Origin of the sequence: Bacillus sp. UMB0728, from assembly GCF_002858875.1 — a bacterium.
GTDB lineage: Bacteria > Bacillota > Bacilli > Bacillales > Cytobacillaceae > Bacillus_AB > Bacillus_AB infantis.
In genome coordinates this window covers 25,892-47,366 of record NZ_PKLA01000001.1, presented here as the reverse complement: position 1 = coordinate 47,366, position 21,475 = coordinate 25,892, and the positions used below count along the sequence as shown (strand labels likewise).

At 46.0% G+C, this 21,475-nt stretch carries 23 protein-coding genes; all 23 read right to left on the bottom strand.

Annotated elements, in window-relative coordinates:
• Positions 1–11: 11 nt before the first annotated feature.
• The 23 genes from fliY to topA all read right to left on the bottom strand — a co-directional run bounded on the left by fliY (position 12) and on the right by topA (position 21,303).
• The gene (fliY, locus tag CYJ37_RS00240) at positions 12–1,238 is read right to left on the bottom strand and encodes a flagellar motor switch phosphatase FliY (protein WP_009795891.1); all 1,227 of its coding nucleotides are present in this window, start codon (positions 1,236–1,238) and stop codon (positions 12–14) included.
• A complete protein-coding gene (gene fliM / locus CYJ37_RS00235) occupies positions 1,228–2,226 on the bottom strand; it encodes a flagellar motor switch protein FliM (RefSeq protein WP_009795892.1) in 999 nt (332 codons plus the stop codon). Before fliM ends, fliY begins: the two co-directional genes overlap by 11 nt.
• A 44-nt stretch (positions 2,227–2,270) precedes the next feature.
• Positions 2,271–2,699 (bottom strand): flagellar basal body-associated protein FliL, encoded by a 429-nt coding sequence (fliL, locus tag CYJ37_RS00230; RefSeq protein WP_009795893.1) that lies wholly within the window; start codon positions 2,697–2,699, stop codon positions 2,271–2,273.
• Positions 2,689–2,910 carry a flagellar FlbD family protein gene (locus CYJ37_RS00225; RefSeq protein WP_101547492.1) on the bottom strand — a complete coding sequence of 74 codons (222 nt, stop codon included), beginning with the start codon at positions 2,908–2,910 and terminating at the stop codon, positions 2,689–2,691. The genes fliL and CYJ37_RS00225 overlap by 11 nt, the downstream gene beginning before the upstream one ends.
• Before the next feature lie 48 nt (positions 2,911–2,958).
• Complete coding sequence (gene flgG / locus CYJ37_RS00220; RefSeq protein WP_101548374.1) at positions 2,959–3,771, bottom strand: flagellar basal body rod protein FlgG; 813 nt, start codon at positions 3,769–3,771, stop codon at positions 2,959–2,961.
• Positions 3,772–3,852: 81 nt separating this feature from the next.
• On the bottom strand, positions 3,853–4,239 hold the full coding sequence (locus CYJ37_RS00215; protein ID WP_009795896.1) for a TIGR02530 family flagellar biosynthesis protein: 387 nt from the start codon (positions 4,237–4,239) through the stop codon (positions 3,853–3,855).
• A 16-nt stretch (positions 4,240–4,255) separates the two neighbouring features.
• A complete protein-coding gene (gene flgD, locus CYJ37_RS00210) occupies positions 4,256–4,891 on the bottom strand; it encodes a flagellar hook assembly protein FlgD (protein ID WP_101547491.1) in 636 nt (211 codons plus the stop codon).
• A gap of 8 nt (positions 4,892–4,899) precedes the next feature.
• On the bottom strand, positions 4,900–6,237 hold the full coding sequence (locus CYJ37_RS00205) for a flagellar hook-length control protein FliK (protein WP_101547490.1): 1,338 nt from the start codon (positions 6,235–6,237) through the stop codon (positions 4,900–4,902).
• 30 nt (positions 6,238–6,267) lie between these two features.
• Positions 6,268–6,873 carry a MotE family protein gene (locus tag CYJ37_RS00200; protein ID WP_101547489.1) on the bottom strand — a complete coding sequence of 202 codons (606 nt, stop codon included), beginning with the start codon at positions 6,871–6,873 and terminating at the stop codon, positions 6,268–6,270.
• Positions 6,870–7,325, bottom strand: coding sequence for a flagellar export protein FliJ (fliJ, locus tag CYJ37_RS00195; protein WP_009795900.1), 456 nt, complete (start codon positions 7,323–7,325; stop codon positions 6,870–6,872). The genes CYJ37_RS00200 and fliJ overlap by 4 nt, the downstream gene beginning before the upstream one ends.
• Before the next feature lie 3 nt (positions 7,326–7,328).
• Entirely contained in the window at positions 7,329–8,645 is a 1,317-nt protein-coding gene (gene fliI / locus CYJ37_RS00190; RefSeq protein WP_009795901.1) for a flagellar protein export ATPase FliI, read from the bottom strand.
• Positions 8,642–9,412 carry a flagellar assembly protein FliH gene (fliH, locus tag CYJ37_RS00185; RefSeq protein WP_101547488.1) on the bottom strand — a complete coding sequence of 257 codons (771 nt, stop codon included), beginning with the start codon at positions 9,410–9,412 and terminating at the stop codon, positions 8,642–8,644. Before fliH ends, fliI begins: the two co-directional genes overlap by 4 nt.
• The gene (gene fliG, locus CYJ37_RS00180) at positions 9,396–10,412 is read right to left on the bottom strand and encodes a flagellar motor switch protein FliG (RefSeq protein ID WP_009795903.1); all 1,017 of its coding nucleotides are present in this window, start codon (positions 10,410–10,412) and stop codon (positions 9,396–9,398) included. Before fliG ends, fliH begins: the two co-directional genes overlap by 17 nt.
• Positions 10,413–10,424: 12 nt before the next feature.
• Positions 10,425–12,011, bottom strand: coding sequence for a flagellar basal-body MS-ring/collar protein FliF (gene fliF, locus CYJ37_RS00175; protein WP_101547487.1), 1,587 nt, complete (start codon positions 12,009–12,011; stop codon positions 10,425–10,427).
• A 77-nt stretch (positions 12,012–12,088) separates the two neighbouring features.
• Positions 12,089–12,400, bottom strand: coding sequence for a flagellar hook-basal body complex protein FliE (fliE, locus tag CYJ37_RS00170; protein WP_009795905.1), 312 nt, complete (start codon positions 12,398–12,400; stop codon positions 12,089–12,091).
• A 10-nt stretch (positions 12,401–12,410) separates the two neighbouring features.
• Positions 12,411–12,860 (bottom strand): flagellar basal body rod protein FlgC, encoded by a 450-nt coding sequence (flgC, locus tag CYJ37_RS00165; RefSeq protein WP_009795906.1) that lies wholly within the window; start codon positions 12,858–12,860, stop codon positions 12,411–12,413.
• Positions 12,861–12,862: 2 nt separating this feature from the next.
• Entirely contained in the window at positions 12,863–13,261 is a 399-nt protein-coding gene (gene flgB / locus CYJ37_RS00160) for a flagellar basal body rod protein FlgB (RefSeq protein WP_022543712.1), read from the bottom strand.
• Positions 13,262–13,744: 483 nt separating this feature from the next.
• Positions 13,745–14,524, bottom strand: coding sequence for a GTP-sensing pleiotropic transcriptional regulator CodY (gene codY, locus CYJ37_RS00155; protein ID WP_009795909.1), 780 nt, complete (start codon positions 14,522–14,524; stop codon positions 13,745–13,747).
• 116 nt (positions 14,525–14,640) lie between these two features.
• Entirely contained in the window at positions 14,641–16,047 is a 1,407-nt protein-coding gene (gene hslU / locus CYJ37_RS00150) for an HslU--HslV peptidase ATPase subunit (protein ID WP_009795910.1), read from the bottom strand.
• A 111-nt stretch (positions 16,048–16,158) separates the two neighbouring features.
• Positions 16,159–16,701 (bottom strand): ATP-dependent protease subunit HslV, encoded by a 543-nt coding sequence (gene hslV / locus CYJ37_RS00145; RefSeq protein ID WP_009795911.1) that lies wholly within the window; start codon positions 16,699–16,701, stop codon positions 16,159–16,161.
• 22 nt (positions 16,702–16,723) lie between these two features.
• Positions 16,724–17,626 carry a tyrosine recombinase XerC gene (gene xerC, locus CYJ37_RS00140; RefSeq protein ID WP_101547486.1) on the bottom strand — a complete coding sequence of 301 codons (903 nt, stop codon included), beginning with the start codon at positions 17,624–17,626 and terminating at the stop codon, positions 16,724–16,726.
• Positions 17,627–17,688: 62 nt separating this feature from the next.
• On the bottom strand, positions 17,689–18,996 hold the full coding sequence (gene trmFO, locus CYJ37_RS00135) for an FADH(2)-oxidizing methylenetetrahydrofolate--tRNA-(uracil(54)-C(5))-methyltransferase TrmFO (protein ID WP_009795913.1): 1,308 nt from the start codon (positions 18,994–18,996) through the stop codon (positions 17,689–17,691).
• 231 nt (positions 18,997–19,227) lie between these two features.
• A complete protein-coding gene (gene topA / locus CYJ37_RS00130; RefSeq protein WP_009795914.1) occupies positions 19,228–21,303 on the bottom strand; it encodes a type I DNA topoisomerase in 2,076 nt (691 codons plus the stop codon).
• Between the last annotated feature and the right edge of the window lie 172 nt (positions 21,304–21,475).

The following is a 21,475-nucleotide window of genomic DNA, read 5'->3' as shown; positions in this document are numbered from 1 at the left end:
CCCCATATTAGTTATCTTAAATTTTTGATCCTGTCGCTCTGGCTGATGATATCTGTGACCCTGACACCAAAGTTCTCTTCAATAACAACCACTTCACCTTTTGCAATCAGGCGGCTGTTGACAAGAATATCTACCGGTTCTCCTGCAAGCTTGTCCAGTTCGATGATAGATCCCGCGGAAAGCTCCAGTATATCTTTAACAGAACGCTTTGTCCTGCCCAGCTCTACTGTCACCTGCAAAGGAATATCCAGGAGCATATTCAGATTCTTTGTTTCAGACTCCTGAAGCTGCTGAGGCTCAAAGTTTGAAAATACAGCAGGCTGAACCTGCGGCGGCTGTCCGCCTGGATAATGGGCCCCAAGATGCTGGGGAGCCGCCTGGGCAGCCGGACGCTGCGTCTGTGTTTCCATGCCGGAGTATTGCGCAGTTCCCTGTCCATAGCCGGGAGGGGCTGCTGCCATATCCGGCACTGGTTCTGCCGGCGGTTGATGGAATGCTGGCTCCTGTGCCTGCACAGGGTCAGGCTTGCTCAAATCTGCAGCCGGGTTTTCAGCCTGCGCCCCCGGATTCATAAGCTCTTCAACCAGCCTTTTAGCAAATTCCAGCGGGACCACCTGCATGATGCTTGAATCAATCAGATCCCCAATTTTCAGCCTGAAAGATACCTTTACAAGCATATCGTCATCTGGAATCCTATCTGTCCCTTCCCCTTGCTGCACATCCAGAAAATCAATGGATGGTGGCGAAATATCAACCCGTTTGCTGAAAATGGTGGACATGGAAGTTGCAGCGGAACCCATCATCTGGTTCATTGCTTCCTGCACGGCGCTCAGCTGGATTTCGCCAAGCAGATCTGCGGGGTTCAATCCGTCTCCGCCCAGCATGAGATCTGCAATGATTGCAGCATCTGATTGTTTAATGACAAGCAGATTGCTTCCTGAGAATCCTTCTGTATAGCTGACCTGGATGGCCACATACGGGTGCGGAAACTCCTCTTGAAGCTTTCTTTTTAATATGACAGAAACAGTCGGGGTTGTTATTTCAACCTTTTGATTCAAAAGTGTAGATAAAGCAGTAGCAGAACTGCCAAAAGAGATATTCCCGATTTCACCAAGCGCATCCTGTTCCATCATGGATAGGTAATCTTCAACTGAAAAAATATCGTCTTCCTCTGTGTCGTCGGTTCCTCTTAAAAGGGCATCTATTTCATCTTGCGAGAGCATATCGTCACTCATCATCGCTGTCTCCCCCCTTCAATGTATCAAGTATTTGAATAGCCAGCTTTTTATTCGCCTTACCGGGCTGTCCTGTAAATTTAGGAATATCCCCGATTTTGATCGTCAGCGGACGGTCAATCGCCTGGTTCAGCTCAATGACATCCCCGAGATCAAGCATAAGGAAGTCCTGGATGGAAATATCGGCAGAGCCCAGTTCTGCTGAAACCGGCACCTGTGCCTTCTGTATGCTGTCCTCAAGCCTGCCGAGCTCCTCTGGCTCCCTTTCCTTTTTCTCTGTCTGCATCCAGTAATGGACAGAAAGCTTGGGAATGATCGGTTCAAGCACAACATGGGGTATGCAGATATTAATCATCCCGCTTGTTTCGCCGATCATGGTGTTCAGCGATATGACGACAACCGTTTCATTTGGGGAGACCATCTGCAGAAACTGCGGATTGATCTCGAATTCGGCAAGGAAAGGATCGATTTCGGTAATCGTGCTCCATGCCTCCCTCAAATGCTCAAATGCCCGTTCAAAAGTATTGGACATGATCTTTGTCTCGATTTCTGTCAATGTATCGACTTTATTGATGCTCGAACCCCTGCCGCCCATCATCCGGTCCATCATCGCATAGGCAATATTAGGATTGACCTCCATCAGGATCCTTCCATCGAGCGGGGGTACCTCGAATACATTCAATATCGTCATTTTCGGAATCGATCTGATAAATTCCTCATATGGTATCTGGTCGGCAGAAGCCACCGAGATCTGGACATAGGTCCTTAATTGCGCTGAGAAGAAGGTCGTCAATAGGCGGGCAAAATTTTCGTGAATCCTGGTCAGGCTCCGAACCTGGTCTTTTGAAAACCGGAGTGCCCTCTTAAAATCATATACTTTCACTTTCTTCTCAGACTGTTCTTTCTTTAATTCATCTGCATCCATTTCCCCTGTTGATATAGCGGAAAGCAGTGCATCGATTTCATTTTGCGATAAAACCTCACCAGACATGAACCCTCACCTCCATCTTCGTAATCTGCCGAGGAAAATCCGGATTATTGGAGGAGAGACTCAGTGATATAGACACTCTCTACTTTTCCGTTTTGCATCAGGCTGTTGATTTTTGATTTAAGGTCCTCCTGCAGGCTGATTTTGCCTTCTTTGCCCTGCAGGTCTTCCGCCTTCTTTTCTGAAAGCTCCTGGATGATAATATTCTTGACCTGGAAATCTCTCTTCTCAAGCTCTTCCTTCGCTTTTTTGCTGTCAGTCTCAACCTTGAAGGAGATGCGGATAAAATCATCGCTGGCCAAATTCGTTGTGATCTGGTTAATGTCCACAGATGCTTCCAGCACTTCTTCAATTGAAGGCTCTTTCTCCTCTGCACCGTCTGTATATTTCATAACAACGACCAATGCCACCGCACCAACCAGAGTGATAGCTATGAGCAAAAACAGCATGATCATTAAGAGTTTATTATTCTTCATTTTCCATTCCCTCCAGCTGTTTGTGCCCAAGCAATCCGATAGACTGATAGAACCCGATAATCTTCCTTTTCACCGTGTCCTCATCATCCTTCACCACATACTTTCTTCCATTGGCCAGTGTAATGGTCGTGTCGGGAAAAGATTCGACCGTTTCAATATAAACAGCATTAATTGTAAATGTCTTTCCATTCAGCCTTGTAACAGTAATCATTGTAAGCGCCAGGACCGAAGGAAGCCTCCAGCCCTGTCCCTCCTCAGCTTAACGTTTTAAGTTTACCAGTTCCTGCAGGATCTCGTCGGAAGTTGTGATGATGCGGGTATTCGCCTGGAATCCGCGCTGAGCCACGATCATTTCAGTGAATTCCTCAGAAAGGTCTACATTGGACATTTCGAGGGAACCTGATACGATTGTTCCGGCACCGTTGTCTCCGGGCTTCGCATCGGTACCACCTTCATTGCTTGGTGGTCCTGAATTTTCAGTATCACGATAAAGGTTATTTCCAACTTTTTCAAGACCGCCATTGTTTGTAAATCTTACTATTCCAATTTGCAAAGGTTGAGTAGGTGGGGTTCCGCCTACGTAAGAAATTGTCCCGTCTGCGCCAATGCTTAAGTTTTCAACTGTACCAATGTTATCAATTTTTATTCGCTCATCGCCAGCAGCATTTAATAGAAATTCTCCCGAAGCTGTTACCATAAAACCGTCATTGTCAAAATAAAAATTCCCGGCTCTCGTATAGTAGGTATTTCCCCCTTTTTCAACTTGGAAATAACCATCTCCCTGAATTCCCAAATCAAGCACCCTACCTGTAGTCTGAAGGCTTCCTTGAGTATCAATTGTGTCGATAGCAGAAAGCTGAGAGCCCAATCCAACCTGTTTCGGATTCATCCCGCCTAGGTTGTCCCCAGATCCAGTTGCCCCCGAAACAGTCTGGCTCACCATATCCTTAAAAGTAACCCGTCCCTTTTTATATCCAAAGGTATTTACATTGGCAATATTATTGCCGATTACATCTAACTTTGTCTGGAAGTTTTTCATTCCGCTAATTCCTGAGTACATTGAACGCAGCATTTTATCTGCTCCTTTCATGTTAAGTCTGCTTCAGTCAGTCGGCAGACGTGGCTTCCTCAATGAGGTCCGGCCCATTTAGTGTTAATCCATCAGTATCGTTCCGTCAATATTCGTAAAAATCTGGCTGTTTGCTTCCTTCCGTTCCATCGCCGTGATCACCGTGTTATTCCGGACGCTTACTATTAAGGCGGCTTCCGGCAGCAGGACAAGTGACTCTGCGATTCCCATTCCCTTTGCTTCTGCCACCTTTGTTTCAACCTGATCCCAGCGGTCAGCAGTGATATGTATATCCCTCTGCTGCAGCCTTTCACTGGCATGCCTGCTGATATTCAGCTTTGCCGGAATATTAATGGCATTCTGCAGATGATCTGAAAAAGAAGCAAGATGTGTATTTCTGTGTGCCTGCGGCTTTCTTGGAACTGCCGGATTTAATTGCGATTGAATTGGAAGATACACTTGCTTGCCCATCCAATCACTTCCTATCCTATTCGATTTCGGTAATTTGCGATGAATTCACAGCTGTACCATTGCCCAGCTGGAAGAGCGTAGTTCCGCCTTTAAGGCTGACAGATTTAACAAAATCCTTTTGCTCAGCCCCATCTTCCCCAACAAAGGTTATCATTCTTCCAATCAGCATGCTCGCCTGCATGAGGCTGTTATCCTGGGATCCTCCCCTGACTTCGGAAATATTGGCTGGTCCCAGTTCTGTCCCATCTTCCAGGATAAAAACAGCATTGCCGTTCTTGAACTGGATGGAGGAAACTCTTCCTGTTCCTTCCTCGATCGAAGGCTGTGCATTTGGATCATCTGATTCTGCGACTTTATGCCATTTGATTTCCTTGCCGGCAAATTCACTATAGGCAATCAGAGAATCCTGTTCCTGCATTTGGACGAGTTTTTGTATGCTTGTGTTCATGTTTGTCATCTGCTCCAGAGATGAGAATGTTGCCATCTGGGCAATAAAATCTTTATCCTGCAAGGGATTTGAAGGATCCTGGTTTTGCAGCTGAACCATCAATATCTTTAAGAAATCATCTTTGCCCAAAATATCTGACCCGGTTTTCCGTTCTTCCTTTTTATAGCTTGAAAGCATTAAAGACGAATCAATTGTATTTGCCATGCTACCACCTATGCTTCTGTATTTAATAGAATTTCTTCAAAAGATTCACCGGCTGATTCTTCATCTCTTCCAGCCTGCTGTTTTTGCCTGTCTGGCTGATTTTGCCCCTGCTGCTGTTGCTGGGCATCACGCTGCGGCATTTTCTCCTGCTGGCTCAGCTGCTGTGAAATTTCAATGCGTTCAACCTGGATATTCTGTGAGTGGAGTGCCTGTTTAAGTCCATTCACCTGGGAATCAAGCATTTCCTTAGCTGCACCTGTTGATGTCAGAATCCTGGCTGTAAGCTGGGAATCCTTTTGAATCAATTCAATCCGCAGCGAGCCTAGATTTTCGGGATTAAGACGCAAAAACATCCGCTGTACTCCGCCTGTTTTTGTGAGCTGGCTTTTTGCCAGGATAGATTCAAATTGTTCGATGAGCTGCTCAGTTGAGACCATTTTCCCCTGGTTAGGCTGCATCAGTGTCAGATGCTCAACTTTCGTCATCTGCGGCATCAGGGTGAACGAAGGTGCACCAGCATCCAGCCTGGAGATGGTTTTTCCGCCATCTGGCAATTGATATTTTCCTTCATTGCTTTTTTGCTGGCCCAGGTTTAAATCATTTGAAAGCTGGGTAAAAGTTTTCTGCAAATATTGGAGTTTTTCTTTGCTTGCCGCTGACATGATAAAAGCGTCAAGTTTTTCAAGCAATTGCCTTGCTCCTTTGGAGAGCGGCTGTTCTCCAGCAAAGTCGGCATTTTTTTGAAGAAGGTCGTATAACTTTACAATTTTGGCTGCATCCATAAATTCTTTTGAAATTGTTCCGGATGCTTTGTTTTCAGGAAGTGTCGTCAATTGAGCAAGGATGTTCAACATGCTTTCCAAAATTTGAACTTGTTCATCACTGTCCGTTAACTCAAAAGGCGAAGCAAAATTTGCTTCTTCTGTCTTAGAAGTACCAGAGTCTCCCGTTTGGAGAGGTTTTACATCCTCTGGTATTGACTCCACCCTATCTGTGAGCAAAGCTTGCAATTGATCGAGTATTTCTTCCATCCTTTCGTCAGACAATCCAAGATAGCTCTGAATCTGTTCAAGCAGACCGGTATCTTTACCGCTCAAAAGCTGGTCGAGCAGCTGATGTCCGCCCTCCAGATCAAGCAGGGAATCAGCAGACATGAATTCAGCCAGTGACATGAGAGCCTCCTGATCAACTTCACGGGGTTTCCCGCTGGACTCCTGCTGGATTTCTCCCTGGCCTGCCAAAAGCATTGCCATCATAGCCGTGAATCCCTGGCCCGCCTCAGTTTTTCCCGCATTTGCAGCGGCCGGACCTGCACTAACGATTGCCCCCAAACCTGTTAGCTGCATTCTTTTCACCCCCTTTCATATCACGCTGAGTCATTCTGAAGCTGACCGGCTGCTTTCATTTGTCAAAAGCTCTGTGAACTTTGCAGCATCTTCCGGCAGCATTTTTTCCATGATGCCCGCCAGCGTGTCAGGCTTTACATTCGAGAGGATCTGAAGGGCCTCATCATCATTCATCTGTGCAAGGATGGGCGCAGCATTTTTGGCTGACATCGTTTCATAGGTTTTTACAATATCCTTGAACGCACGCTTGTTTTCCTCTTGTATGGCCAGGAGTTCGTCTATCTGATTCTGCAGCTGCTGTTTTTCCAGCTCATTTTCCTCAATCTCGCTGTCTTTCGATTCCAGCTGGGACTCCAGCCGCTCAATCTGTGCTTCCCTGTCTTCAATAGCTGCTCCAAGCTCGACGATCCTCTGATCAGCTTCTTTATCAGCAGCTGACTGTTCCTTATCGATCATCTCCGAGATAACAGGGATTTTGCTGCCCAGTTCCCTGCCTGCTTCAAATACGTTGGTCCCATTGACAGTTAATACAATCAATGTAACTGCAATCGCAAAAAGGAGAGGAATCACAACCAATATAAAAAACATTTGAAACTTGCTGTATTTTTTTTCTGTCTCTTCTGCCGTTTTATTCATTGGCCCACCTGGCTTCCCCGATTGGCATACAGCTGAATCGAGATATCATCCATTTGCCTGTTTTCTTCCAGCTTCATAGATTCCGCAAAACGGACAATATCTTTCTCTTTCATCTTTTCGTATTTTTTTACTTCTATATTTTTTTCCGTTAATTTATCCTGATAATAATTCATCTGATTTCTCGCATTGAATACAACCTGCTGGTAGTGTTCGATCGTTTTTTCAAGGCTGTGGATAAAATGCTGATAATGCCTGATTTCCTGGACCGGCAATCCGCTGGCAAGCTTGGAGAACTGGAACTCCTCCAGATCTTCCTTCTTCTTAAGGAGCTCATAAAGCTTTCCTGCCGCTTCTTCAAACCTTCGGACAGATTGGTTATAGCTGTCCAGGGCTTCGTCCTTTTCCCTTTCCCGTATCGACATTACCTTTTCAAATCTGTATTGATATTGCATGAATTATTCACCTGTTTCCATTAAACGGAGCAGGTGCTGTATGCTGTCCTGCATCGTTACTTTTTCTTCTGTTCCCTGTTTTAAAAATGAGATGATTTCCGGATAGAGGCGGACAGCCTGGTCAATCTCCCTTGATGTCCCTTTTTTATATGCTCCAATATTGATAAGATCTTCGGAGTTTATATAAGTGCTCAGCCTTTCGCGCAGCAATTCTGCGCTTTTTTTATGCTCATGCGGTACGATATTGTTCATCACCCTGCTGACGCTTTTTAATACATTGATAGCCGGGTACTGCCCTTTATTGGCCAGGGCCCGGTCAAGGACGAAGTGCCCATCAAGTATTCCCCTGACAGTATCAGCTATCGGCTCATTCATATCGTCGCCGTCCACCAGCACCGTGTAAAAAGCTGTAATCGATCCCTTATGGTTCGTCCCTGTACGTTCAAGCAGCTTTGGCAGCACCGCGAATACAGACGGTGTATAGCCTTTCGTGGTCGGCGGCTCCCCTATCGCAAGGCCTACTTCCCTTTGCGCCATGGCAACCCTTGTCACCGAGTCCATCATCAATACAACATTCAAGCCTTTATCACGAAAATATTCAGCGATTGCGGTGGCTGTATAAGCACCCTTTATCCTCATCAGTGCAGGCTGGTCAGAAGTGGCTGCAATGACGATCGACCTCTTGAGGCCCTCTTCGCCAAGATCATTCTCGATGAATTCCCTGACTTCCCTGCCTCGCTCTCCGATGAGCGCTATCACATTCAGGTCAGCCTTTGTATTTCTGGCGACCATTCCCAGCAGCGTACTCTTTCCGACGCCGCTGCCTGCAAATATGCCAACCCGCTGGCCGTAGCCGACTGTCAGGAGACTGTCGATCGCCCTTACCCCGACCTCCACCGGTGCGGAAATCGGCGGGCGGTTCATCGGGTTTGGGGGGTCCTGCTCAGTCGGTACAGAAGCCAGCCCCTTGGGCAATGCTTTTCCGTCAAGCGGGTGCCCGAGCGCATCTATTACCTCGCCAATAAGGGACGTTCCGATTTTGATTTCCAGAGGCTTTAAAGTCGCTTCCACCAGGCTCCCCGGGGCTATCTCACTGATAGCTGTATATGGCATCAAAATGACATTTTCCTCTTTAAAGCCTACAACCTCAGCCATGATCTTCCGCTTTTTCCCTGAACCCACATGGATGATGCAAACATCTCCGATGGAGCTTTCAGGACCCTGTGACTCAATCATCAGGCCCACTACTTTTTTCACTTTACCGTAGCGTTTGTACGTATCAATCTGCCCTATCTCACTAATCAGATCTGCAGCCTTCAATTATTTTCACTCTCCAGCAGTTCAATCAGCTTCCTTTTCATTTCTTCAAGCTGGCTGTCAACACCGGCATTTATCCTTCCGCCGGGAGATTCAATGACGCAGCTGCACTCTTCCAGCTCTTCGTCAGGATAGATATAAAGATTAGTTTCCCTTGGATAGATGGCCAGCAGCTCATCCTTATGCTCAAGCAGGAAACTGTAGCGGCCGGGATGGACATGGAGCTGGACCTCCCGGTATTCCCGCGATTCCTTGAGGGCTCTTTTGACAACCGGCAGGAATCTGCTGCTGTCTTCTTCAAGCACACTGCTGAGAATTCTTTCAGCCACTTTGATGCCAATATCAAGGATCGTCCCTTCCGAAGACTCAATCGTATTCTGGTAGTCAGCTTTGGATGATTCAACAATTTCTTTTGCAAACCCTATCGTTTCACTGAACTCCATAAGGCCCGATTGCCTTCCTTCTGTCAGGCCTTCCTGGAATCCGTCATGCCTCGCTGACTCTCTTGCCTCTTCTTTCTCCTGCTCGAATCGAACCCGCTCCTGTTCTATATGCTCCAGGAGCTGCCGGGCTTCTTCATTCGCCTGCTGAATGATGGACTCTGCTTCTCTGCGGGCCTCATCTATAAGAAGCTGCTGATTAAATGGCGCTTCTTCCTGCAGCTCGGCGGCTGGCAAATCCTGATTCAGCAGCTTAATGGATATGACTTTTTTCTGCTGCTCTGAAGGCTGGGCCCAATGCGACTTGATAAGCCTAGACAATAATATCATCCCCTCCGCCGCGCGCTACGACGATTTCCCCGGCTTCTTCAAGGCGGCGGATAATGGCTACGATCCTTGACTGGGCTTCCTCTACATCCCTCAGCCTGACAGGGCCCATATATTCCATTTCCTCCTTGAAGGTTTCAACCATCCGGGTAGACATGTTTTTGAAGACAATGTCTTTGACATCATCACTGGAGACCTTCAATGAAAGCATCAGGTCTTCGCTTTCACAGTCCCTGATCACCCGCTGGATTGCACGGCTGTCAAGGGTGACAATATCCTCGAACACAAACATCCTCTTCTTGATTTCCTCTGCGAGTTCAGGATCCTGGATCTCAAGGGCGTCCAGGATTGTCCGTTCTGTTGTTCTGTCGACTCCGTTAAGAACATCGACAACCGCTTCAATACCGCCAGTTTGCGTATAATCCTGAGTGACTGTTGCAGAAAGCTTCCGTTCGAGAATCTGCTCAACTTCATTGATGATCTCAGGCGATGTGCTGTCCATAACCGCTATTCTTCTGGCAATATCCGCCTGCATCTCCTGCGGCAGCTCAGACAATATCTGCCCTGCCTGAGGAGGATCCAGATAGGAAAGAATCAGCGATATTGTCTGGGGATGCTCATTTTGGATGAAATTAAGTATTTGCGCCGGATCTGCCTTCCTGGCAAAATCAAATGGCCGCACCTGAAGGGATGAAGTCAGCCTGTTAATGATCAGGGCTGCCTGCTCCTCTCCTAACGCTTTTTCCAGGACCGTTTTTGCGTAGCCGATGCCTCCCTGGGAGATATAATCCTGCGCGAGGGCAATATTATGGAATTCTTCAAGAATTTCCTCCTTGGAATGGGACTCGACCTTTCTGACCCCTGAAATCTCAAGCGTCAGCTTTTCTACTTCTTCTTCACTTAAATGCTTGTACACCGAAGCGGCAACATCCGGTCCAAGTGAGATCAGCAGTATGGCTGCTTTTTGCTTGCCCGTTAATTCTTTCAATTCTTTTTTTGCCAATTAAAAACCCTCCTAGTCTTCTGCAATCCATGACCGCAGAAGCTTCGCAAAGTCCTCCGGTTTTTCTTTTGCCATCTTTTCAAGCTGCTTCCTTCTCAGGCTGCTTTCTGTTTCCTGTTCTTCGTTCACATCTTTGATGGTGACAGGTTCAACCTGTTCTTCCAGTTCTGCCTGCTCTTCCTGGCTCTTTCTCCTCGCCCTGATAAACAGGAACACCAGCAGAAGAATGATCGCAACCAGAACACCGCCAATGGCGTATACCCACCAAGGAATAACAGCAGCACTTTCTTCAGGGAATTCGGTTTTGCCCTGGAACTGCTGAACAGATACAACCACTTTGTCAGCAATATCTTCATCTGTAAGATCTGCACCGGCAGCTTTCTTATCGATTGTGGTCCTGACAATGGTGCTGAGAATCTGAGTAATATCATCGACCCGCTCCTGCGGAAGGGAAGTCGGATCGTCAGCTGTCGGCGGTTCTACCATTACCTGAATGCCGAGATCTCTTACCTTATAAGGGCTTTCTACAATCTCTTTCCGGATTTTATTGACTTCATTATTGATCGTTTCTTCTATCCGCTCGTAATCGCCATTTGAGCCTTCAGCTGCTCCAGGATAATTAGTAATCTCGTTATCACCGGTGCCTGCAATACCGCCCGCTTCTTCCGCGCTTCCAGTAAAGGTTTCAGTGATTTTCTTGGCGCTGATCGCAATGCCTTCCATATTTTCTTCATCTACAGGCGTAACCAGGTTTTCTTCCCTGTTTTCCTGGGTAAAGTCTATATCAGCAGAAACGGAAACCACTACTTTTTCCGGGCCCATCAGCGTACTGAGCATGCTTTGGACCTGGCGCTGGACATCTCTCTCGATCTGTTTTTTTACATCGAGCTGGGCCGTGATTGTTTTGCCTGAAGTATCATTGCTGTTTTCCAAATCAAAATACTCAAAGAATTGGTTTGTTACGACGATATTATCTGTAGGCAGATTAGGAACACTTTTTGAAATCAGATGATACAGGGATTTGATCTGCTCCGTTTCGAACTGATACCCCGGCTTTGTGTTCAAAACGATGCTCGCAGATGCTTCTTCTGTCTGGTCATTTATAAAAATTCCCTTTTCAGGAAGATTGATCATGACTTTGGCATCATTGACACCTTCTATCCCTTTTATCAGATTGGACAGCTCTGTCTGCATAGCGCCCAGCTTCAGAACGTTAAATTCATTTTCAGTCATTCCTATTCCGGCATTCTGGCTGAAAAACGAATAATCAATGCTGCCTGATTTCGGGATGCCTTCAGCGGCAAGCTCTACCTTCAACGTATCCACTACTTCCTCCGGGACCATGATGGTTGAGCCTCCATCGGCTATTTCGGAAGCAATTCCTCTTCCGTCCAGGCTTTCCTTTATTGCCCCTGTTTCAGAAGGTGACAGATTGCTGTATAAAGGAACCATCGTTGTCCTCCCTGCCAGGAGTACGGCAGCCGAAGCAATCAATATGAGCAAAATAAGAGAGCCAGCCATTAGCCCCTTCTGCTTCTTAGTCCGGCTCTGCCAAAATTCTTTTAATGGGTTGAAAAATTTTTGAAGCTTTTCTTTCATCACAATCCCCCGGTTATCCTGTCTAGCAAGCCGCAGCTAATAACCGCTAAACATCATAATCTTAAATCAGCAATCTATTAAACCTGCATTCTCATGGTTTCCTGATATGCCTCTATCACTTTATTCCTGACTTCAAGCGCAGCCTGCATGGTAATGCTGGCTTTTTGTGACGCAATCATCACTTCGTGGAGGCCGATATCTTCGCCCCGGGCAAGCTTTTCTGTCATAACATCAGATTGCAGTTGGGAGCTGTTTACATTATCAATCGATTGCTTAAGCATGGAAGCAAAGCTTTTATGTCCTTCTGCCGCGCTTCCGGCAGCCGTTCCTGTGATCTTTGCCGGCTGCATGATGCTTGAAACAGGCGAAAAAGAAATATTATTCATCATAGAGTCTCCTTTACTTTCCTATCTCCAAGGCTTTCATCATCATGCTTTTAGAAGCATTGAAGACTGTGACGTTTGCCTCGTAAGAACGTGTTGCGCTTATCAGGTCTACCATTTCCCTGAGGGGATCCACATTCGGCATCTGTACGTATCCTGCTTCATTTGCATCAGGATGACTCGGGTCATAAACAAGCTTGAACGGTGTCTGATCTTCCCTGATTTCCGATACACGCACGCCGCTGCCTGCACTTCCTGCATTCATAGCTGTATTCAGGAATGAAGAAAAGTTTTTTTCCTGCGGCTGCATCACAACTTCTTTCCTTGTATAAGGCTGCCACTCGCCATTGACAAGCTTGCCCCTTGTTGAATCAACGTTTGCCATATTTGACGAAATGACATCCATCCTCAGCCTTTGCGCTGTCAGGGCAGAGGATGTTGTGTTCATGCTATGAAACATGCTCATGATTATCTTCCACCTCTTATCACATTCTGAAGACTGGTGAATTTCCCGCTGATCCTTTCAACCAGGGCATTATAGTAGATTTGGTTCTCTGCCAGCTCTGACATTTCTTTATCCATATCCACATTATTGCCATTATGATTAAAGTCCGTATTTTTATTGATAATGACTCCGGACTGCCCGCTGCCCTCAGCAGCAAAGCTGTAATGGCGGACATCCGTCCGTTTCGCCTCTATCCCGCCTATGGCCATTTCTGACTGAAGAACAGATTTAAAGCTTACATCCTTTGCTTTATAATTCGGGGTGTCTGCATTCGCAATATTCTGCGCTACAACCTTCTGTTTCAAGGACGCTTGATTTAAAGAATTTTCAAGTGTCGATATCGTATTAGAAAAAATATTCAATTTCAGCACCTGCCAGTATAAAGTAGAAAAAATGTTAATTCTTGTTGAAATTTGATGATTATAGGCGAATTTTCAATCTTAATCACTATTGTAATGAATTTGAAATAATATGTCTATGAAGTTAAAGTTAAATTTAATAATTCATAAGTCCTATTTTGATGTTTCATTCTTTGGAACGAACAAAATCCTTTTTTATGCAGAAAGCTTTGTCGCTTCATGCTTTCTTTCCTTACTGAATGCGGGTTTATTAATAAAATTCAAGCTGCGAATCAATTAGTTCCTTTTTCCTATATCCATTATTGACATCTTTCTCATGTTAGCAAAAATACGACTTTTATCATTATTAAGATATAATATTATTTCTATGATTTACCAAGCTTTTACGACGAATTATGTAAAATCCCTGTAATGTCCGTAATAATTCATCATTTAAAACCAAAATAAAAAAACCTGTTTCTTCAGAAACAGGTTTTTTGTGATATATCAGCTTGTTTTCAGTTTTTCCAGTTCGACGAGGAACTTATCGTTCAGGACTTTAATATAGGTTCCCTTCATGCCGAGTGAACGCGATTCAATGACTCCTGCGCTCTCCAGCTTTCTCAATGCGTTTACGATGACAGAACGCGTAATTCCGACTCTGTCGGCAATTTTTGAAGCAACAAGCAGGCCTTCTTTGCCGTTAAGCTCTTCAAAGATATGCTCGATCGCTTCCAGCTCGCTGTATGAAAGGGAGCTGATAGCCATTTGTACAACAGCCTTGCTGCGTGCCTCTTCCTCGATCTCCTCCGCTTTTTCACGCAGGATTTCCATACCGACAACTGTTGCACCGTATTCGCCAAGAATCAGATCATCGTCATGGAACTGCTCCTGAAGCCTTGCGAGGATCAGCGTACCTAGGCGCTCTCCGCCCCCGATGATTGGTACGATCGTTGTCAGACCGTTCTTAAACAGCTCCTTGTTTTCAACAGGGAATGCAGTATAATCGCTTTCTACATCAAGATTTGAAGACGTCTCCTGGATATTGAACAGGCTCTTGGTGTATTCTTCAGGGAATTGACGGTCTTCAAGCATTTTTTTCATACGCTCATTTTCGATCTGCTGGTTTACTGCAAAGCCAAGCAGCTTTCCGCGGCGGCTTACCACAAAGATATTCGCTTCGATCACTTCACTAAGCGTCTCGGCCATTTCTTTGAAGTTTACCGGTTTTCCGGCAGCTTTCTGCAGCATTGCATTAATTTTTCTTGTTTTCGTTAATAAATCCATTGTTCTTCCTCCTATTGGCTGTGACACACTGCTTATTAAATGATATAACCTGTGTTCATCCCTTAGTGGCATTGGTACGTATGTGTTTGTTGTACCCTAACACCTTTTTGTTAAAACTATAAGATAAACTGGCTCAGGTCTTTATTGCGGGAGATGGCACCAAGTTTCTCCTCAACATACTGAGGGGTGATGGTCACCTTGCCCATTGAAATTTCCGGTGCTTCGAAAGACAGATCCTCAAGCAGTTTCTCAAGGATTGTATGAAGTCTTCTTGCGCCGATATTGTCTGTATTCTGATTAACCTCGTATGCCACTTCAGCGATTCTACGAATAGCATCGTCAGAAAATTCAATTTGTATACCTTCTGTTTCCAATAATGCAGTATATTGTTTTGTCAGTGCATTATCAGGTTCAACCAAAATTTTATAAAAATCTTCGACTGTCAGCTTTGTCAGCTCTACCCGGATCGGGAATCTCCCCTGAAGTTCCGGTATCAAGTCAGACGGCTTGGCGATATGGAATGCCCCTGCTGCCATGAAAAGGACATGATCTGTTTTGACAGAGCCGTATTTCGTAACGACCGTTGAGCCTTCAACAATAGGAAGGATATCACGCTGTACGCCTTCCCTTGATACATCGGCATTTGATCCTCCGCTTGATTTGCTGGCGATCTTATCAATTTCGTCAATGAAAATGATGCCGCTCTGCTCTGCCCTGAAGACAGCTTCCTGGGTCACTTCATCCATATCGATAAGCTTTTGTGCTTCTTCATTCGAAAGGACTTTGCGCGCTTCCCGGACAGTCAGCTTGCGCTTCTTCCTTTTCTTTGGCATAAGTCCGCTCAGCGCATCCTGCATATTCATGCCCATCTGCTCCATTCCGGAGCCTTGAAGCATATCAAACATGGACGGCTGCTGCTCTTCGACCTCGACGGTGATCAATTCATTTTCAAGCTCGCCCATAGCGAGCTTTTCCCTGGCGATCTTCCGTTTTTCTGTAAGGCTGTAATCCTCCGCTGGTTCATTTTCCTGATCCTGCTGGCCGCCTCCGCCGCCAAACAGCATTTCCAGCGGATTTTTGTAGGAAGCTGCTTTTTTGCCTGAAGGGACGAGCATATCTACAATGCGGCGGTTCGCATTCTCTTCTGCCCTTTCTTTCACGCTTTGCATTTTTTCTTCCTTCACTAGGCGGACCGATGTCTCCACCAGATCACGCACCATTGACTCTACATCACGGCCAACATAGCCGACTTCTGTAAATTTCGTGGCTTCGACCTTTACAAATGGAGCGCCGACAAGCTTAGCCATCCTGCGGGCAATTTCCGTCTTCCCTACACCGGTCGGTCCGATCATCAGGATATTCTTCGGGCTGATTTCATCGCGGATAGCTTCCTCGAGCAGGCCGCGGCGGTAGCGGTTCCTTAAAGCAACTGCCACTGCTTTCTTTGCATCTTTCTGTCCAATGATATATTGGTCAAGCCGTTCAACAATTTGTCTGGGTGTTAAATTTGTACTTAAGCTCATATTCAGCACTCCTTTGTATTAGCCGGCCAAGACGATCAAGCCTGTGGCGTCAGCCTCAAATTTCAGGCGCCTGCCCCGCAAATGGAATATCCGCTGCAGGGGAGCAGCCTTCTACAGCTCTTCCACTATTATATTTTCGTTCGTATATACACAGATTTCAGCTGCCACCTCAAGCGAAGACCTGGCGATTTCCTTTGCTGTCAGGTGTTCCCCTGCATATTTTTTCAGGGACCTTCCAGCAGCCAGCGCATAGTTGCCGCCTGAACCGATTGCCAATATCCCGTCATCAGGTTCAATCACTTCCCCGGTCCCGGAAATGAGAAGAAGATCTGATTCGTTCATGACAATAAGCATGGCTTCGAGCTTTCTCAGGACCTTATCGCTTCTCCACTCTTTCGCAAGCTCAACGGCCGCCCTTTGCAGGTTTCCATTATACTCTTCAAGCCTGCTTTCAAACAATTCGAACAGGGTGAATGCATCCGCCACCGATCCTGCGAAGCCTGCAATCACTTTTCCGTTGAACAATTTCCTGACTTTTCTTGCTGTATGCTTCATGACGACAGCATTTCCGAATGTGACCTGGCCATCCCCTGCCATGGCGCACTTCCCGTTATGCTGTACGGCAAAAATAGTTGTAGCATGAAATTGAGACATTGATTATTCCTCCTTTTGGAGCTTATGCCCGCGGGTGGGTGTTCAAATAGGTCTTGCGCAAATATTCATTTGTAACATGTGTATATACCTGGGTGGATGAAAGGAAGGCATGCCCCAGGAGCTCCTGTACAGTCCTCATATCAGCACCATTTGATAAAAGATGCGTAGCAAAGGAGTGCCGAAGCATATGCGGGTGAATAGTGCCTTCCAAAGAAGATTTCTGGATCATTTTATTTAATATTTCCCGGATGCCCCGCGGTGTCAGGGGGCCGCCCCGGAAATTGACAAATAGTCTGTCATGGCTTTCCCTGCCTGTTAACAGTTCTTTTCTGCCTTCAGTTATGTATAGCTCCAAAGCATCCTGTGCGAAGCTTCCGAAAGGGATATACCTGTCCTTCTGCCCTTTCCCATGCACCAGCACAGTCGATAAAGCCATATCGATGTCCTTCAGGCTGATCTGGCTGCATTCACTGACCCGCATGCCTGTGGCATACAGAAGTTCAAGGAGAGCCTTATTCCTTTTTCCAAGGGGGCTATCTGTTTCACAGCTTTCAAAAAGGCAGTTCAGTTCTTCTTCATAAAAAAATTCAGGCAGCCTTTTTTCCAGTTTCGGGAGCGAAACGGCAGAAAAAGGGTTGTCATTTGCCAGTTTCTCTCTTGCCAGAAACTTATAAAAGCTTCTGAGGCTGGATATTTTGCGGGCTGCCGATTTCCTGGAAAGCTTTTGCTCGTATAACTTGGTCAAATAAAGCCTGACATCAAAATATTCAACATCATTAACTGATTGAATGGCTTGTTCAGACATGAACAAGAAAAACTCTTTAATATCATGCTGGTAGTGTTCAATAGTATATTGTGAATAATTTCTTTCTATTTGTAAATATTCAATAAATGATTGTAACGAATCGTTCACATTTGGGCTCAAAATGATTCACCTCACAAGAGCTACTAAATAGTATCACAATTTAGTAGCCCATGCAATAAAATTTACATATTTTTCACAAAGTTCTGAATTGTTTCCAGCGCTCTGTTAGCATGCTGTTCATTGCGCTCCTGTTTGCCTTTGATCTTAACCGGCAGTTCAGGGAACAGTCCGAAATTGGCATTCATCGGCTGGAAGTTTTTAGAGTTTGTTGTCGTGATATATCTTGCCATGCTGCCGATGGCCGTTTCATGAGGGAATTCCAGAAGTTCTTTGCCCTCTGCCAGCCTGGCTGCGTTGATGCCTGCGATCAGGCCGCTAGCTGCCGATTCCACATATCCTTCCACACCTGTCATCTGCCCGGCAAAGAACAGGCCGTCACGGTTTCTGAATTGATAGGTTGCCTCGAGCACTTTCGGCGAGTTGATGAAAGTATTGCGGTGCATGACGCCATAGCGTACAATCTCTGCTTCTTCCAATCCCGGAATCAGCCTCAGCACTTCCTTTTGCGGGCCCCATTTCAGATGCGTTTGGAAACCTACTATATTATAAAGAGTTCCTGCCGCATCATCCTGCCTCAGCTGGACAACTGCATACGGGCGCTTGCCTGTCCGCGGGTCTTCCAGGCCTACCGGCTTCATCGGCCCAAACAGCATGGTTTTCTTTCCCCTGTTTGCCATCACCTCGATCGGCATGCATCCTTCAAAGAAAATCTCTTTTTCGAATTCTTTCAATGGGACCGTCTCGGCACTGATCAGGGCGTTATAGAATGTTTCAAACTCTTCTTCTGTCATCGGACAGTTGATATATGCTGCTTCCCCTTTATCATATCTTGATTTAAGGTAAGCCTTTTCCATGTTGATGCTGTCTTTTTCAATGATAGGCGCTGCTGCATCATAAAAATATAAATGATCCTCGCCTGTCAGCTCCTTCAGCTGCTTGGACAGTGACTCACTCGTTAGAGGACCGGTTGCAATGACAGTGATCCCCTCTGGAATTTCAGTCACTTCTTCATTCATCACGGTTACATTCGGATGGTTCCTGACCTGCTCTGTTACCTTTCCGGCGAATTCATGCCGGTCGACTGCCAGTGCTCCTCCTGCCGGTACGGCACATGCATCAGCCGAATTGATGATAACAGAGTCAAGCATCCTCATTTCCTCTTTCAGTACGCCAACCGCGTTTGTCAGGTTGTTGGCCCGGAGAGAATTGCTGCAGACCAGCTCGGCAAATTTATCTGTATGATGGGCCGGGGTCTGTTTTACAGGCCTCATTTCATACAAATTTACCTTTATTCCTCTTTTCGCGATCTGCCAGGCTGCTTCACTTCCGGCAAGCCCCGCCCCGATAACATTGATTGCTGCTTCTTTCATTTTACGAACCTCCAGGTATACTTATGAATAGTTAAACTGGTTTATTGATCCAGCCGGACTTCTTATCTCTTTTAAAGGGCCTGTCCAATCTTTAATTTTGTTCCCAAAATGGACGGCATTCATTCATATCCAATCTGCATTGTACAATACGTATGAAAAATAAAAAAGTTTCAAGCATTGCACTGCCATATTTTCCCGCGAAACAGAAAAGAGTGAGCATAAAGCCCACCCTTAGCCTTGCTTTTCTTCTTTATAGTCACATTCAATGCATTGAACCTGGACGCCCTTTTTAAGCTTTTTCTCAACCAGGACATTATCGCATTTCGGACACTGTCTGGCAAGCGGTTTATCCCATGAGATGAATTCGCATTCCGGGAACCGGTCGCAGCCGTAGAAGATGCGGCGTTTTTTACTTTTTCTTTCTATTATATTCCCCTCTTTGCAGTTCGGGCATTTCACACCGATTTCTTTCACAATCGCTTTTGTGTTCCTGCATTCAGGGAAATTCGAGCAGGCCATAAACTTGCCGTAGCGCCCCATTTTATAAACCATTTCATGTCCGCATTTTTCACAATCTTCTCCTGCGGGCTCATCCTTTATTTCTACTTCCTGCATTTCTTTTTCGGCTTTGTCCAGATGCTTCTCGAAATCTTTGTAGAATTCTTCGATGATATTCTTCCAATTTTCTTTGCCGTCTTCTACATCATCAAGATCCTGCTCCATCTTGGCCGTAAACTCGACATCCAATATTTCCGGGAAAAATTCGAGAATCAGTTCCAGGACTATTTCTCCAAGTTCTGTAGGGATGAAGCGTTTATTATCAAGCGCTACATAGCCGCGTTTCTGAATTGTATCCAGTGTCGGGGCAAAGGTTGACGGCCTTCCGATCCCGAGCTCTTCCAGTGTCTTTACCAGCCTTGCCTCTGTATAGCGTGGCGGCGGCTGGGTGAAATGCTGCTTCGGCTCAATGTCCTTTTTCAGGACCTCATCGCCTTCCTTCAGGTCGGGGAGCATATTATCTTTTTCTTCAGCCTGATCATCACTGCCTTCGACATAAACCTTCATAAAGCCGGGGAACTTCACTTTTGAGCCGGTGGCCCGGAAGACAACTTCCCCGTTCTTCAGATCCACACTCATTGTATCCATGATTGCGGATGCCATCTGGCTTGCCACAAAGCGTTCCCATATCAGTTTATACAGACGGAGCTGGTCTCTTGATAAAAACTCTTTAAGACTTGCCGGCTCCCGCAGGGTGCTTGTCGGCCTGATGGCTTCGTGCGCATCCTGTGCATTGGATTTCTTGGTTTCTTTCTTTTTCTCCCCAGGGAGATAGTCCTTGCCATAAGACTCTGTGATATAGCCTGCCGCCTCGGTCTGTGCGATTTCAGAGATCCGGGTCGAGTCTGTTCTCATATAGGTGATGAGACCGACCGTCCCTTCTGAACCAAGATCAATTCCCTCATACAGCTGCTGGGCAAGCATCATTGTTTTCTTAGCCCTGAAGTTTAATTTCCTGGCTGCCTCCTGCTGAAGGGAAGATGTTGTGAAGGGAGCAGCTGGATTCCGTTTCCGTTCCTTCTTCGAGACGGAAGCAACAGTGAACTTGTTCCCCTTCATCATTCCGAGGATCTCTTTTACATCCTGTTCTGATTTTAAGTCCGTCTTCTGTCCCTGCGCACTGTAGAAAGACGCTTCGAACACGGACTTTCCTTTCAGGAATTCACCATCAATTGACCAGTATTCTTCAGGGATAAATTCCTTGATTTCCTTTTCCCGGTCGATGATCAGCCGGACTGCCACTGACTGCACCCTTCCGGCGCTCAATCCTTTTTTTACTTTCTTCCATAATAAAGGGCTTATATTATAGCCGACGAGCCTGTCCAGGATCCTGCGCGCCTGCTGGGCATCCACAAGATCCATATTAATCGGCCGCGGAGTTTTAAATGATTCTTTGATGGCATCCTTTGTGATTTCATTGAAAACCACACGGCAGTCAGAATGGACATCCATGTCCAGGCTGTGCGCCAAATGCCAGGCAATGGCTTCCCCTTCGCGATCGGGGTCAGCTGCAAGATAGATTTTCTTGGCTTTCTTTGCAGCTGTTTTAAGTTCTTTCAACACAGGGCCCTTGCCGCGTATCGTGATGTATTTTGGTTCAAAGCGGTTTTCCACATCAACGCCCATCTGGCTTTTAGGGAGATCTCTTATATGCCCCATCGATGCTCTTACTTTATATTTTTTTCCCAAGTATCTTTCAATCGTCTTCGCCTTGGCAGGCGACTCAACGATCACTAAATAATCTGCCATTAAACATCCTCCTTAAGAGGGATAAGATTGGCCGCCTGCTGTCATTTGCGGGCGGGCGGCGCTGATTTTATTTTATTTTTTGTTTGATAGTCTGCAGAAGCACGGCAGCTGCAGATTCCATTTTTAAATATTTTTCATCCTGCAATCCGGCAGGGGGTGAAATATTCCATTA

What these genes read in the sequence shown, in the direction of transcription:
- flgD (WP_101547491.1), bottom strand. Translation starts at nt 4,891, where the DNA reads ATGGCAAATACAATTGATTCGTCTTTAATGCTTTCAAGCTATAAAAAG.
- codY (WP_009795909.1), bottom strand. Translation starts at nt 14,524, where the DNA reads ATGGATTTATTAACGAAAACAAGAAAAATTAATGCAATGCTGCAGAAA.
- CYJ37_RS00215 (WP_009795896.1), bottom strand. Translation starts at nt 4,239, where the DNA reads ATGGGCAAGCAAGTGTATCTTCCAATTCAATCGCAATTAAATCCGGCA.
- CYJ37_RS00200 (WP_101547489.1), bottom strand. Translation starts at nt 6,873, where the DNA reads ATGAATAAAACGGCAGAAGAGACAGAAAAAAAATACAGCAAGTTTCAA.
- fliJ (WP_009795900.1), bottom strand. Translation starts at nt 7,325, where the DNA reads ATGCAATATCAATACAGATTTGAAAAGGTAATGTCGATACGGGAAAGG.
- hslV (WP_009795911.1), bottom strand. Translation starts at nt 16,701, where the DNA reads ATGTCTCAATTTCATGCTACAACTATTTTTGCCGTACAGCATAACGGG.
- trmFO (WP_009795913.1), bottom strand. Translation starts at nt 18,996, where the DNA reads ATGAAAGAAGCAGCAATCAATGTTATCGGGGCGGGGCTTGCCGGAAGT.
- CYJ37_RS00225 (WP_101547492.1), bottom strand. Translation starts at nt 2,910, where the DNA reads ATGATTACTGTTACAAGGCTGAATGGAAAGACATTTACAATTAATGCT.
- fliF (WP_101547487.1), bottom strand. Translation starts at nt 12,011, where the DNA reads ATGAAAGAAAAGCTTCAAAAATTTTTCAACCCATTAAAAGAATTTTGG.
- fliH (WP_101547488.1), bottom strand. Translation starts at nt 9,412, where the DNA reads ATGATATTATTGTCTAGGCTTATCAAGTCGCATTGGGCCCAGCCTTCA.
- flgG (WP_101548374.1), bottom strand. Translation starts at nt 3,771, where the DNA reads ATGCTGCGTTCAATGTACTCAGGAATTAGCGGAATGAAAAACTTCCAG.
- flgC (WP_009795906.1), bottom strand. Translation starts at nt 12,860, where the DNA reads ATGAGCATGTTTCATAGCATGAACACAACATCCTCTGCCCTGACAGCG.
- fliE (WP_009795905.1), bottom strand. Translation starts at nt 12,400, where the DNA reads ATGATGAATAATATTTCTTTTTCGCCTGTTTCAAGCATCATGCAGCCG.
- hslU (WP_009795910.1), bottom strand. Translation starts at nt 16,047, where the DNA reads ATGAGCTTAAGTACAAATTTAACACCCAGACAAATTGTTGAACGGCTT.
- fliY (WP_009795891.1), bottom strand. Translation starts at nt 1,238, where the DNA reads ATGATGAGTGACGATATGCTCTCGCAAGATGAAATAGATGCCCTTTTA.
- CYJ37_RS00205 (WP_101547490.1), bottom strand. Translation starts at nt 6,237, where the DNA reads ATGCAGCTAACAGGTTTGGGGGCAATCGTTAGTGCAGGTCCGGCCGCT.
- topA (WP_009795914.1), bottom strand. Translation starts at nt 21,303, where the DNA reads ATGGCAGATTATTTAGTGATCGTTGAGTCGCCTGCCAAGGCGAAGACG.
- fliL (WP_009795893.1), bottom strand. Translation starts at nt 2,699, where the DNA reads ATGAAGAATAATAAACTCTTAATGATCATGCTGTTTTTGCTCATAGCT.
- fliM (WP_009795892.1), bottom strand. Translation starts at nt 2,226, where the DNA reads ATGTCTGGTGAGGTTTTATCGCAAAATGAAATCGATGCACTGCTTTCC.